Genomic DNA, 13,156 nt, shown 5'->3' on the forward strand with positions numbered 1-13,156 from the left:
CATGGACAAACAAACCGTTACCGCCCCCAACCTGCTCGCCTCCGCCCTTCAAACGCTGTCAAATCGACAAAAAGCTCTGGATCCAAAGTGGTTCTACGATCATCGCGGTAGTGAGCTCTTTGAAGACATCACCAAACTGCCAGAATATTATCCAACCCGGACCGAAACCGCGATCTTGTCCACACATGCGCGTCGGATCGCGGCCAATATCACCGACGGTGCGGTGTTGATCGAACTTGGCAGTGGCGCCAGTGTGAAAACACGTCTGCTGTTGGATGCCGCGCCACAACTTGCGACCTACGCACCGGTGGATATCTCGGCGCAGTTTTTGCAAGGAGTCGCGGCGCAGCTGCAAACCGACTACCTCTCGCTCGAAGTGACACCGATTGTCGCCGATTTTATGAGCCCGATAAGCCTTCCTGCACATCTTCTGGACCGTGATCTGATCGTATTTTTTCCCGGCTCTACTATTGGCAATCTCACCTCGGATGCCGCCATCGGTCTTTTGCGAAGCGTGCGTGATTTGGGCCGTGTGCGTGCCATGGTTGTGGGTGCCGATCTGGCGAAGGATGCCACGGTTCTGGTTGATGCCTATGATGATGCAACAGGCACAACAGCCGCCTTCAACAAGAACTTGCTATATCGTCTGAATCGCGAGGCTGGGGCAAACTTTGATGTAGAGAAATTTCATCATGAGGCGCGTTGGAACGAAGACCTCTCCCGTATCGAGATGCATCTGGTCAGCCGCACAACGCAGATTGTTGATTTGGGTGGGTGCAGCTTTCACTTTAAGGAAGGAGAGAGCATTCACACCGAAAACAGTCACAAATACACCCGAAACTCACTTTCTGAGCTGGCGGAGGCAGGCGGGTGGTATGTGACGGATTGGCTGACTGATCCTCAGGATCTGTTCTCTGTCAGCGTACTTGTTCCGCACTGAAATCGAAAGGCGAGACGCTTAGGCGTCTCGCTCCATAATCCATGTGACTTCCGGCGCTGCCACGAAACGCCACTTCCGTAGTGGCCCCGCCATCACATTGAGATAGTACATTTCAAACCCATAAGGTGCGCCGCATGGGTGGTGGCCTCGTGGCACCAGCACCACATCCCCGTCGGACACCGCCATGGTTTCATCCAATTGTCCATCGTCGGTGTAGACCCGCTGCACCCCAAACCCACTTGCCGGGTTGAGGCGATGATAATAGGTCTCCTCCAAATAGGTAATTCGGGGAAAGTCATCCTCGTCATGTCGATGGCTTGGATACGACGACCAATGCCCAGCCGGGGTGAACACCTCGGTTACAAGCAAGCTGTCGGCATAGTCCTCATTCTCCATCGCAATATTGTTGATATAGCGTGTGTTGGTGCCTGTTCCGCGCTCAGTAAGCGCAATACCGTCCGGGTCAATGCGATGGGCGCTGCGTGCGCCTTTACTTGGCGCCGCGCACACGGCCAAAACGCAATCTGTCTCGGCCACCGCGTCCCAATCGCTGCCATTGGGAAGATATAGGCAATGCGGCGCGGTCTTTTCAAACACAGACATGCGCGCGCCCAATACACCCCAATCTTGTCCGGCGCCGGAGATACGCGCCTTACCCTCCACCACCACCAAGATCACTTCAGTGTCCCCGGTACATTCCGCAGCTTTGTCGCCAGCTTTAAGGTGGTACAGGCCAAAACCAACATAACGCCAGCCAGCTGAGGCAGGTGTGATATCATGTACTTTGCCACGTGTGCCAAAGGGTTTTCTCAGTAAGTCTGCCATCATATCCTCGCTTGCTCACGCATCGCTATTTGCAACCCCAGGCCACGGAGTTTCCCGATGGTATCACATTCATCCTTTCGAGGCTTGTGCTAGGCACACAGCTTCAAGCGACCTGCAATGAATTCTCGAAAACCATCAATTGTACAAGAAACGAGAGCGACACAGAGCTTTCTTGTCGCCCCCTGTCGCTCATATACTGACTGCGCCTGTCAGCCCAACACTTCTGACATCAACACAGGGCGCCCTGTTTGCGCGGATCGGGTTGCCGCCTCCGCCATTGCCAAAGCGGCAATACCGTCCTCCAAGGACACCGGCATCGGGCCTTCGCTCTCAATGGCCTCTACAAAGTCGGACCACTCCGCCTCGTAAGCCGGCATGTAACGTTCCAAGAAGAAATACGTTGGCTTTGCACCGGTCACCCCGTTGGCCGTAGATGTAACGACAGTGTTTTCAAGCATGTTTTGAGCCTGCAAAAGCCCTTCTGATCCCAGAAGCTCAACCCGCTGATCATAACCATAGGCCGCACGGCGAGAGTTCTTGATCACAGCGATTCGACCGTCCGCGTAGCTTAACGTTACCACCGCAGTGTCAACATCCCCAGCCGCCCCAATTTCGGGGTCTACAAGCGATGATCCGGTCGCCATCACCGACACCGGCGCTTCGTTCATGATGAAATTTGCCATGTCAAAATCGTGGATCATCATATCGCGGAACAATCCACCCGATACCTTGACATAGCTCACCGGAGGAGGCGCTGGATCAAAGGAGGTGATCGACAACAGTTCTGCTTTGCCGATGTCACCGTTTCGCAATGCGTCTTTCAGAGCGCGAAAATTCGGGTCAAACCGGCGATTGAAACCGATCATCACTGGCTTATCAGATCCTGAAACAACCTCTTGGCATTTCAGGGCCCGTGAGAGGCTCAAATCGACTGGCTTTTCGCACAACACAGCTTTGCCTGATGCCGTCGCCAATTCAATCAGTGGGGAGTGCGTATCCGTGGGCGTGGCGATCAAAACCGCGTCAATGTTGGGATCCGCGATAATCTCTTCGTTTGTGCGCACATCCGCGCCAAACTCGCTTGCCAACCGCGCGGCGTTTTCTGCCACAACATCCGCCACAGCCACCAATGTGCTGTTACGATGTGCCTTGATGGCGCGTGCATGGACCGTCGCAATGCGCCCCGCGCCAAGCAATCCTACATTAATCATGTTGCCCTCGATTCAGTTTGTGGTTCCTAATTCCCCCACTTTGCACGCGCGTGCAACTTCTTTTTGCACGCGCGTGCAAAACGGTGGCATCACACAACCGATCACAATAGGATAGCCGTCAAGGAGCGCGCAAACATGGTCGACAAATCTACATCACACAGCGTTACAGCAGATGATGTTGCTGAACTGGCGGGCGTTTCCCGCTGGACCGTGAATCGCGCTTTTAAAACAAACGCTTCAATATCTGCGAGCGCACGGACACGGGTGATGGCTGCCGCAAAAGAACTTGGATACGCGCCAGACCTGTTGGCCTCCAGTCTTGCCTCCGATCGCAGCAATCTTGTGGCTTTGCTCGTGGATGACTTCGCCAATCCGCACAAATTGGTCATGCTCGAAACTCTGACCAATGTCCTACGCCAAAATGGTTGGGACACACTTCTGGTCAACACACTCAACTCAGAAGACGCTTCAAGCGCGCTGCTCACCGCCAGCCAGCGTCGCGTGGATGCAGCCGTGCTGATCGGGGTGCAGTTTGATGATAAGATTTTGCAAACGGCGCTTGTGGCCAAGCGCATCCGCAAACTCATCCTGTTTGCGCGCTATTCTGACAATGCAAACACAATTTCAATCTGCTGCGATGACCAGAAGGCAATGGAGACGATCGGTGCCTACGTGCTCAAACAAGGTTATCAAAAGCCCCTGTTTGTCGCTGGCCCGCAACACACCTCCGCCCACGTTTTGCGCTGGGAGACTTTTCAAGCGCAATGGCGACACTCCAAAGGCAACAATCCCGAACACCTTGTGGTCGGCTCCTATGATCCACAACAAGCCTACGACCGCGTTGCACATCATCTGAAATCGCTCCCTAGGGTGGATTTTCCTGACGTTTTGGTGTGCGAAAACGATGCACTCGCAATGGGGGCGAGCGACGCCGTGCGCTATGAGTTTGGACTGCGTATTCCAGATGATGTCGCAATCACCGGCTTTGACGACACGCCGTATGCCGCCAATCCGAACTATGATCTCACCACCTATGCTCAGCCCATAAAGGCTCTCGCCAATGGGCTAATTGAAGTGCTCAGCGGAGAGCCTAATCTTGCCAGATATAGTGCCTTTCAAGGCAAGATTGTCGCTCGAACAAGCGCCTGACTTTTCAAACTTTACTGTCAGGCACAGTGCAGTCATTGGGTTTTTGAAGGGGTCTCTCGAACGGCTTGGCTTAGTCGCCTTTGCAGCTTTGCGTTCTCAGCCTCTAGTGCCGCAATCCGGTCAATCGCCTCTCCTTCCGTGAATCGGCGTGGAATATGCTGGGGACAGTTCCAATCAAAGGCTTCCACATGGATTTTCACCAGACGCTCAACTTTCGACGACAGTGGTTCTTCAAGCAGGCTGTCGAACTCCGCCGAATCTTGTTCCAAGAATTGCACTCGCCCCCAGATTTTCAGCCGACGGGCATTCGGGTAGTCCATCAATATGAGAGCCACACGGTCGTTTCCAGTCAAATTGCCAAGGCTGATGTACTGCCGATTGCCGCGAACATCCGCATAAGTGATGGTTTGCTCGTCAAGCACGCGCAGGAACCCCGGCGCGCCGCCGCGAAACTGAACGTAAGGCCACCCCGTTTCCGATGTGCTCGCCTGATAAAACCCGTCACGTGCTTCAATAAAGGCGGCCTCGGCCAGTCGCAGTCTGTCACCACCTTGGCGCTCGGGAGACAACAGGTTTCGGTAATTGCCAGAGCCGTTTTTCTCCTGCTGCGCCTGTACGGTTGGGGTGAACGCGATGTCTGCAAATGCAAGGGCCATGATGTGTCTCCTACAGGCTCAAATCTTCAAGGTCGGGGTGGCCCTCTGGGCGGGGGCCTAACGGCCAATGGAACAGGCGATCAGTGTGAGAAATGGCAAGATCATTGATCGACGCAATCCGGCGACGCATGTGACCATCTTCGGCAAATTCCCAATTTTCATTGCCGTAAGAGCGAAACCACTGCCCTTCGACATCATGCCATTCGTAAGCAAACCGGACGGCGATGCGATGTCCTGCAAAGGTCCATAGCCCCTTGATCAACCGATACTCATGTTCGCGGTGCCATTTTTGCGTCAGAAAAGCGTGGATGTCGGTGCGTCCAGCGACAAAGCTGGAACGATTTCGCCAGACGCTGTCCTCGGAATAGGCCGGGGTCACGATGTCAGGGTTTCGGCTGTTCCACGCATCTTCTGCGGCACGCACTTTTTGACGCGCTGAGGTCTGTGTGAAAGGGGGCAAAGGAGGACGGGTCATAGACATTCGGATATCCGTTTTGGGTTAGGTGCCGACCTGCGGAGATCAGGGGGACAGGGCCCGCAGGTCGGCTTAGGGAAGGGCTCTGGGATCGAGAAGCCCTTCACGACGGGGATAGTTGAAGCGTGAGAGCCGTTGAAAGGTATGGCATCAATTCCCCCAAGGTGAACAGATCGGTTAATGTTTGCGAAATGATACATGTACCGATCTGTTCACCTTTTCAAGATGTCATTTTCGAATTTCGGATCATCCCTCCCAAAACACCTCCTATCTATTTGATTTTTATATATATAAAATGTTCCATTTGACCTGGCTAGGATGTGAATGTATTTACTGACCGGTCAACCTAGGTACACAAATGAGCCAAAACAAACGCGCAGAACTGGTGGAAAATGCCCTACCTCTGTTCTATCGGAATGGATTTCACGCCACCGGCATGGATCTCGTTGCCAAGGAAACCGGCGTCTCCAAAACATCCATTTACAAGCACTTTCGCACCAAAGAAGAGCTCATCCTTGCGGTCTTGCGTTTGCGCGATGAGAGTTTTCGCAACTGGCTGTGTCGCAAGATGGAAGAGATGGCAGACACCCCGGCGGGCCAGCTTTTGGTTATGTTTGACATCTTAGAGCAGTGGTTCCTTGAAGACAGCTTCAGAGGGTGCATGTTCATCAAAGCCAGCGCCGAGTTTCAGGATCAGGGCGACGCGATCAACCTGCACGCCTTTGAACACAAGCGCTTGTTGGAAGAGCATTTCCGCACTTTGGCGGAACAGGCAAATGCGAGCAATCCGTCCCAACTGGCGCGAGAATTGCTGCTATTGAAAGAAGGGGCCATTGTACTGGCCGCCATGTCCCACACCACCGCCCCCGCCAAACAGGCCAAACAGGTTGCGCAGATTCTGATGGCAGATCTCGCCTAAACTAGACGCACGACAAACCAAGGTTCTACGTCCAAACCTGTTTTCCCAACCCGTGTTGATATAGCCTTGCCAGTTGGGTCAACGCATCAACGGTCACTTCGTTGGATTGCCAGGCTTTGATGCTGACGCCAAGCAGGCGAGGCATCAGCATAGGCCACATTTGCGAATCCTTGGTCGTGAATTCCGACCAAAACGCACCCTGCACGCCTATAATGCGATCCGTCAGCGCAGGATCAGAAACGGGTTCCCAATTGATGGTATCAGCAAGGCTCACATAAGCGGCCCAGTTTGCCCCCCAGTCATCCACATCATCGGTATGTGCCATATCCAAATAAACGTGTTGCGCCGGAGTCATGACCACATCATAGCCCTGCCGCGCCGCCTCTAGTCCGGGTCCCTGACCTGTCCAACTGAACAAGATGGCATTGTGCCCCATGCCTCCTTGATTGCCGCGCGCGGATTCTTCCCAGCCACATGGGCGCTGCCCGTTCTCGACAACTTTGGCCGCGAGCTTTGCCATCGTCCACCCCTGCAGGTCGTCGGTTGTTTCCAAACCTTCGCGCTCCATCAGAGCCCGCGCCATTGGGCTGCCCATCCACGTACCTTCCGGCAATTCATCGCCACCAAGATGCAGATGACCAAACGGGAACAACGCTCCAACCTCAGCCGCAATTGCCTCTAGCACATCCCAGGTGCGTGCTATTGCCGGGTTCACCGCATTGCCTTTGTAGCCCTGCACACTGACCTCGGCACCGTTGTCGGCTGGGTCGCGCAGATCAGGAAACACATGTGTCAATGCAATAGCATGCGCCGGCACTTCGATTTCCGGCATCACTTCAATATTGAGCGCTTTGGCGTGAGCGACGATTGCACGCGCCGTTTCCTTGGAATAACTGCCGCCCGCTTCGATCGCGCCAGAAAACAGAGCTGGCAAGAGGTGCCCCTCGCCACAGAATGCGGTTTTCTGCCACAACTCCGGCACACACTCGATCTCCAATCGGAAGGCCTCATCATCGGCAAAGTGCCAATGAAACCTGTTCAGCTTCAGCAAAGCCATCAAATCCAAAAGCTCAAGGATCGTTTCCGGCGCATAGTAATGCCGTGCCGCGTCCAAATGCTGGCCTCGCCAGCCAAATCGCGGAGCATCCTTGATTGTGCCGCAACGCAAAGGTCCTTGTTGCATCAGAGTCAGCAACGTAATCCCCGCGTAGAAGAACCCGCCATACCCGCCGGCACGCACTTTGAGCCCCATCTCCGATATCGTCAGTTCATAGGCATCCTCTGGCATGTCCGTTTCTTCAAAAACAGTCTCTATTTCACCTTGAAATGACCAGCCCTTTCGGCTGGCCAACGAGGAAACCGCTGCAAAAGCTGGATGATCACAAACAACACCAGTTATCGAAATCACGCCCTCAGAAGGCAGCCATGTCTCTGGCTGTGGCACCAAACCCAATCCCTCAAAGGGCCCCAAATCCGGCAGGCGTTGTGCTCGGCACCCGGAGTTCGGTTTGGGCAAAGTGATTGTTTTCTCTCCCACCCGCAAATATGGGCCCAAAGGCAACCACGCCCGATTGGCCGGTGTGAACCCACCTGCATATTTTATCTCCAGCACGTGTCGCGCACCGACAGTCAAATTTGGCAAGCTAATTTCGGTGTAGCTCCCCAAACTATGTGTCACTGTTCCACCTGAAATCGCTTCAAATGTCCCCATGCCTGAAAAACAAAATACCGGGGCGGTTAGCCCACGGTCGGACACAAATGTACAAAGGATCGTGTCACCCGCAATGCGGCTTTCATACTGCATGTCAGTCCAATCTAAGCTCGGAAACAAAGTCATAAATATCAGATCGATACAGCCCTCGTGTGAGCTCTATCGGACGCCCCGAGGACAAATACCCTGTCCGCACGATCTGCAAAACTGCGCTGCCTTCAGGCAATTTCATCTTCTCAGCGTCAGACGGCGTCAAGTTCATCGCGGTCACTCGTTGAATCGCGCGGGTGGGCGCGCTGCCATCTTTGCGCAACACCTCATACAACGAAGTTTGGACCTGCTGCGGATCGCGCAGGATGTCTCGAGGTAAAGAGGAATCCTCCAAGGCCACGGGTGTCCCGCCCGCGCTACGCAATCGGTTGATGCGCGCAACCTTCTCATGTGCAGCCAACCCCAGCGTCACCATCTCGTCGGGATTGGGTGAAAACAGACCACGATCCAGCACAACGCTTGTAGCCTCCATGCCACGCGCCTGCATTGTCTCCGTAAAAGACACCAACGACGACAAGGATTGCTCTAGTCTCGGCGAAGCTGCAGCCACAAACGAGCCGGCCCCGCGCCGCTGTTCAATCAACCCTTCTTCGACCAATTGAGCCACAGCTTTGCGTACGGTGACGCGGCTGATGTCAGCCACCTCTGCCAAATCACGCTCCGGTGGCAACTGATCTCCCGGCTGTAAAGTCCCAGCGCGTATCTCTGCGGAAATATGGCGATGAAGCTGTTGATACCGAGGGCCTCGACCAGAACGATACCACGCATCCGGACGGAAAAAATCATTGGTAGTGGTCATAAGGCCTCCCCCTCATGGTCTCTAAAAACCATACCAATGTAATACTTAGGCGCAATAGGTGTCCTCAATATTTCTCATAACTCGCTGTTTTATATGTGTAAAAATACGAGATTTAGCTTTGGTATTATATTGGTAGTGTTTTGGTTCTTTTGGGGTAACATATTTGTAACGCAGTGATTCGACTCAGCGTCGAAGCAACAGATCGACCAAGGGGGAAATTGATGGCCGAACTATCTGCACAGGCATCGCAGACAGCCACAGAGGTGCGCAGCCGCACTTTGTCAGAGGGGCTTTTCGGATGGTTGCTTGTGGGTCCCGCCATGCTCTTCATCGCTGTGATTGTGGCCTGGCCATTGGCGGAGACCATTCGCCTGTCGTTTATGGAAGCCGGGCTGGGTGGCGAAAAATTCGTTGGTCTTGAGAACTATCAGGACCTCGCAGACAGCCGGAAATTTCATCAGACCATCGTGCGTACTTTCTATTGGATGTTCCTCAGTGTCAGCCTGAAGCTGTTGCTAGGTCTTATTGGCGCCGTCCTTCTAAACGCTGCCATCCCCGGCCGGGCCTTGTTTCGCGTACTTGTCATGCCACCGTGGGTGATCCCAATTGCCATCGGCTGTATTGGCTGGTTGTGGCTCTATAACGGCTACTTTGGCGTGCTGTCTGGTGTTCTGATGAAGCTTGGCATCATCGACGGACCGTTTGAATTCCTCGCCTACAAAACCTCTGCATTTTACTCCGCAATCGTGACTGATGTTTGGGTTGGCACGCCGATGGTGACGCTCTTTTTCCTTGCCGCCATGCAAGGTGTATCTCGCGATTTGTATGAGGCTGCATGGGTGGACGGCGCTGGGCGTTGGTACAGGTTCCGCCGCATCACGATACCACAAATCATGCCGGTGATTGTCTCTATGGCGCTTTTGTCCGCGATCTGGACCTTCAACAGCTTCGAAATCATCTGGATTTTGACCGAAGGTGGCCCACGCAGCGCAACAACCACGTTGATCGTCGACACATACAAGGTCGCTATCGGGAACTACAAATTTGGCGAGGGCGCTGCTCGGGCTGTGATCATCGTGTTCCTGCTCGCCGTATTCTCTCTCATCTATCTGTTCTTCCTTAACAAAATCAACAAACGCTACGGGGTGAAGTAACATGATGGATCGTTACACAAAGCTTCAGATGATCGGGATTTACGCGGCGCTGGCAGTTTTTCTCACTTTTATCCTGCTGCCGTTCTTTGAAATGTTCATGGCCTCTTTGCGTCCACTGGAGCATCTTTTCCGTAGTCCCTATCAGTTCTGGTCGGACGACTTTAGCTTTCAGGCTTACAAAGACATGTGGGTCACGGTTCCACTTTTAGGCCGCTACATCTTCAACTCGATTTTCATCGCCAGCGCTGTGACAAGCATCACCATGGTCTTTGTGGTGCCAGCCGCTTACGCCTATGCTCGGTTGGACTTCCCCTTCAAAAGCATGAGCCTTGCGATCTTCCTCGGCGTCAACATGTTCACCGGCGCCGTGCTTCTGATCCCACTGTACCGCGTGCTGCGCACAATGGGGCTTTTGAACACTTACTGGGCAATGATTGTGCCCGGGGTGGCCTTTTTGATCCCAACAGGCATCTGGCTGCTGCGATCCTACTTAGAGAAAATTCCACGCGAACTGGAAGAAGCCGCCTTTGTAGATGGCGCGTCCCGCATTTACACGCTGCGCCGTGTTGTTCTGCCTCTGGCGGTACCGGGTCTGATTGTTGTGGGTGTCGCCGTGTTCATCGGCGCCTATGCCCAGCAATTTCTGTTCGCAATCACATTCAACCAGACCCGCGAGCTGCAACCGCTGCCTGCTGGTCTGTATGAATTCATCGGCTACCAGTCGGTGACCTGGAACGAGATGATGGCCGCTGCCTTGGTAGGCGTATTGCCTGTCATGGTCATCTTCCTATTCCTCCAAAAATATCTCGTCGCCGGCCTCACCGCAGGCGCCGTGAAAGAATAATCAAAACCAAGGGAGACTATAATGAAACTCGCAAAACTGACATTGGGTGCTGCCCTTCTGTCTGGCGCTGCAACAGCCGCGCTTGCTGACGGACACGCCAAAGAACTACACTTCATCATGTGTGGCGGCGAAGTCCGCGCCGCAGACCAAGCCGTGGTTGATCAATTTGAAGCTGACTTTGATGGCGTGAAAGTGAACCTCGAAGCCGTGCCATGGGGCACCTGCCAAGACAAATCACTGACACTGGCCGCCGCGGGCGATCCGCCCTCCATCGCGTACATGGGTTCGCGTACATTGCGCCAGCTGGCCAACAACGATCTGATCGTTCCGGCAGAAATCAATCCGGAAACCCCGTATCAGCCGGGTGTTCTAAACACAGTGACCGTTGAAGGCACCGCATGGGGCTATCCGCACGCGTTTTCCACCAAAGGTCTCTACATCAACTGTGACATCGTTGAAGCGTCCGGTCAGGAGTGCGTAGCACCTGCAACCTGGGACGCGATGTATGACATGGCCAAAGGTGTGGTCGACAACACCGACTCTGCTGGCGTTGGTCTTGCAGGCAAAGACTTCGACAACACCATGCACCAGTTCCTCAATTACCTGTACTCCAACGGTGGTGTGGTGATTGACTCTGCATCTGGCAAAAACATGCTGGACAGTGCGCAGACTCGCGAAACTCTGGAATTCTACGGCAAACTTGTGGATGTGGCTCAAGACGGCCCAACCGCTTGGGAACGCGACCAACTGCGTGACCTGTTCAACGACGGTCAGATCGCGATGTATGTGTCCGGTCCGTGGGGCTACGGCCAGCACAACGAAGACATCAATCAAATCGTTGCGCCTGTTCCAGCAGGTCCATCCGGTGAAAGTGGCTCAATCCTGATCACCGATTCAATTGTGGTGTTCAAAGGCTCCGGTCACGAAGATCTGGCGCAGGAATTGGCAAAACGCATCACATCTGGTGACAGTCAGTACGATCTGGACAGCAGCTGGGGTCTGACACCAATTCTGGATTACGCCAAGCTTGGCAAAGATGATCTCTACTATGCAGACGGCATTTGGCCGACTTTCACAGCGTCAATCTCCACCGGTGGTCCAGAGCCGCTCGTGGAAGATTTCAAATCACTTCAGTCCGTATTCACCAACATGGTGCAAGGCATCATCTTGCAGGATGACACGGTCGACAATCTGGTGACCATCGCGGGCGAAGAGCTCGACGACGCGCTGTAAGCGATTTCTCCCTGCTCCGGGCGTGCCACTTCGACGGCATGGCCGGAGCGCCATCACTCACGAACCTTCACTCAGAAACGGACAGACCAATGGCGACGCTCAACCTGAATGCAATCAACAAATCTTTCGGCACCGCCAAAGTGTTGCATGACATCAGCCTCGCAATCGAGGACAAGGAATTTGTGGTCTTCGTAGGCCCCTCAGGTTGCGGAAAATCCACTCTGCTGCGCATCATTGCTGGTCTTGAGGAAGCCACCTCTGGCTCCATCGTGATCGGAGGCGAAGACGTCAGCGACGCCGCCCCGGTGGACCGCGGTATCTCCATGGTGTTTCAGTCTTACGCGCTCTACCCGCACCTGAGTGTCTATGAAAACATTGCCTTTCCTCTGCGCGTGCAGAAAATGGCGAAAGAAGATCTCGATGCGCGCGTGAAACGCGCCGCCGACGTTCTGCAACTCACCGAAAAACTGGACCTGAAGCCAGGACAACTCTCCGGTGGTCAACGCCAGCGGGTCGCCATCGGTCGCTCGATTGTGCGCGAACCCAAAGTATTCCTGTTTGACGAACCGCTCTCCAACCTTGATGCCGCGTTGCGCGGGGACATGCGTGTTGAGCTGAGCCAGCTTCACAACCAGTTGGACGCAACCATGGTCTACGTCACCCACGATCAAGTCGAAGCCATGACCATGGCGGACCGAATTGTGGTTCTGAACGGCGGACTGGTGGAGCAGTTTGGCACACCGATGGAGCTTTACCACCATCCCGCCACCAAATTTGTCGCCAGCTTCATCGGCCAACCCAATATGAATTTTGTGCCCGCCAAAGTGCTCAAAACCTCCGGCGCATTGTCTGTGGAATTGGAAGGGGGCCACCGCATGTCACTGCCCGTCGACACCTCAGGCGTCGACAAAGGTGACACCGTCGAGGTAGGCATCCGTCCAGAGCACGTCACGCTTGGCACCGAAGGTCTGGATATCACCGTAAACGTGCTGGAACGCCTCGGTGGTGTGTCCATCACCTACGGCACAATTGGAACCGGTACCCGGTTCTGCGCCTCGCTGCCCGGTGACGCCCCAATCCAACAAGGCAAAAACATGCGCCTGACGGTTGCACCTGAGGATTGCCACGTTTTCCGCACCGACGGCCAAGTTCTGCGCCGCCAATCAGCCCCGGCTCTGGTCGCATAAGG

The 13,156-nt window shown here is 54.3% G+C and carries 13 protein-coding genes; 7 read left to right on the forward strand and 6 right to left on the reverse strand.

Going from position 1 to position 13,156, the window contains the following annotated elements; all coding sequences use genetic code 11:
• The first annotated feature begins 1 nt into the window (after position 1).
• On the forward strand, positions 2 to 940 hold the full coding sequence (gene egtD, locus ABWV47_RS10415) for an L-histidine N(alpha)-methyltransferase (protein ID WP_353311443.1): 939 nt from the start codon (positions 2 to 4) through the stop codon (positions 938 to 940).
• An 18-nt stretch (positions 941 to 958) separates the two neighbouring features.
• Here egtD and iolB read toward each other — a convergent pair whose 3' ends face one another.
• The gene (iolB, locus tag ABWV47_RS10420) at positions 959 to 1,765 is read right to left on the reverse strand and encodes a 5-deoxy-glucuronate isomerase (protein ID WP_353311445.1); all 807 of its coding nucleotides are present in this window, start codon (positions 1,763 to 1,765) and stop codon (positions 959 to 961) included.
• Positions 1,766 to 1,974: 209 nt separating this feature from the next.
• Positions 1,975 to 2,976 (reverse strand): inositol 2-dehydrogenase, encoded by a 1,002-nt coding sequence (gene iolG, locus ABWV47_RS10425; RefSeq protein WP_353311447.1) that lies wholly within the window; start codon positions 2,974 to 2,976, stop codon positions 1,975 to 1,977.
• A gap of 135 nt (positions 2,977 to 3,111) precedes the next feature.
• Here iolG and ABWV47_RS10430 point away from each other — a divergent pair, with 135 nt between their 5' ends.
• Positions 3,112 to 4,125: a LacI family DNA-binding transcriptional regulator gene (locus tag ABWV47_RS10430; RefSeq protein ID WP_353311449.1), complete on the forward strand. Its 1,014-nt coding sequence runs from the start codon at positions 3,112 to 3,114 to the stop codon at positions 4,123 to 4,125.
• 32 nt (positions 4,126 to 4,157) lie between these two features.
• Here ABWV47_RS10430 and ABWV47_RS10435 read toward each other — a convergent pair whose 3' ends face one another.
• On the reverse strand, positions 4,158 to 4,781 hold the full coding sequence (locus tag ABWV47_RS10435; RefSeq protein ID WP_353311451.1) for a pyridoxamine 5'-phosphate oxidase family protein: 624 nt from the start codon (positions 4,779 to 4,781) through the stop codon (positions 4,158 to 4,160).
• A gap of 10 nt (positions 4,782 to 4,791) precedes the next feature.
• Positions 4,792 to 5,256 carry a nuclear transport factor 2 family protein gene (locus ABWV47_RS10440; protein ID WP_353311453.1) on the reverse strand — a complete coding sequence of 155 codons (465 nt, stop codon included), beginning with the start codon at positions 5,254 to 5,256 and terminating at the stop codon, positions 4,792 to 4,794.
• A gap of 358 nt (positions 5,257 to 5,614) precedes the next feature.
• Between ABWV47_RS10440 and ABWV47_RS10445 the strand changes: the two genes are divergently transcribed.
• Positions 5,615 to 6,175, forward strand: a complete 561-nt coding sequence (locus tag ABWV47_RS10445; RefSeq protein ID WP_353311455.1) for a TetR/AcrR family transcriptional regulator — start codon at positions 5,615 to 5,617, stop codon at positions 6,173 to 6,175.
• A gap of 25 nt (positions 6,176 to 6,200) precedes the next feature.
• Here the strand turns inward: ABWV47_RS10445 and ABWV47_RS10450 are convergent, their stop codons facing one another.
• Together ABWV47_RS10450 and ABWV47_RS10455 are read right to left on the reverse strand one after the other, a co-directional pair.
• Positions 6,201 to 7,979, reverse strand: coding sequence for a family 20 glycosylhydrolase (locus tag ABWV47_RS10450; RefSeq protein WP_353311457.1), 1,779 nt, complete (start codon positions 7,977 to 7,979; stop codon positions 6,201 to 6,203).
• A 1-nt stretch (position 7,980) separates the two neighbouring features.
• Positions 7,981 to 8,736: a GntR family transcriptional regulator gene (locus ABWV47_RS10455; RefSeq protein ID WP_353311459.1), complete on the reverse strand. Its 756-nt coding sequence runs from the start codon at positions 8,734 to 8,736 to the stop codon at positions 7,981 to 7,983.
• Positions 8,737 to 8,957: 221 nt separating this feature from the next.
• On the opposite strand from ABWV47_RS10455, the gene ABWV47_RS10460 reads away from it, so the two are divergent.
• From ABWV47_RS10460 to ABWV47_RS10475, 4 genes are all read left to right on the forward strand, one after another.
• Entirely contained in the window at positions 8,958 to 9,890 is a 933-nt protein-coding gene (locus ABWV47_RS10460) for a carbohydrate ABC transporter permease (protein ID WP_353311461.1), read from the forward strand.
• 1 nt (position 9,891) lies between these two features.
• Positions 9,892 to 10,734, forward strand: a complete 843-nt coding sequence (locus ABWV47_RS10465; RefSeq protein WP_353311463.1) for a carbohydrate ABC transporter permease — start codon at positions 9,892 to 9,894, stop codon at positions 10,732 to 10,734.
• Positions 10,735 to 10,755: 21 nt separating this feature from the next.
• The gene (locus tag ABWV47_RS10470) at positions 10,756 to 11,967 is read left to right on the forward strand and encodes an ABC transporter substrate-binding protein (RefSeq protein ID WP_353311465.1); all 1,212 of its coding nucleotides are present in this window, start codon (positions 10,756 to 10,758) and stop codon (positions 11,965 to 11,967) included.
• Positions 11,968 to 12,056: 89 nt separating this feature from the next.
• Complete coding sequence (locus ABWV47_RS10475) at positions 12,057 to 13,154, forward strand: ABC transporter ATP-binding protein (protein WP_353311467.1); 1,098 nt, start codon at positions 12,057 to 12,059, stop codon at positions 13,152 to 13,154.
• The last annotated feature ends 2 nt before the right edge of the window (positions 13,155 to 13,156 follow it).

It is taken from the genome of Shimia sp. NS0008-38b, from assembly GCF_040370365.1.
Lineage (GTDB): Bacteria > Pseudomonadota > Alphaproteobacteria > Rhodobacterales > Rhodobacteraceae > Shimia.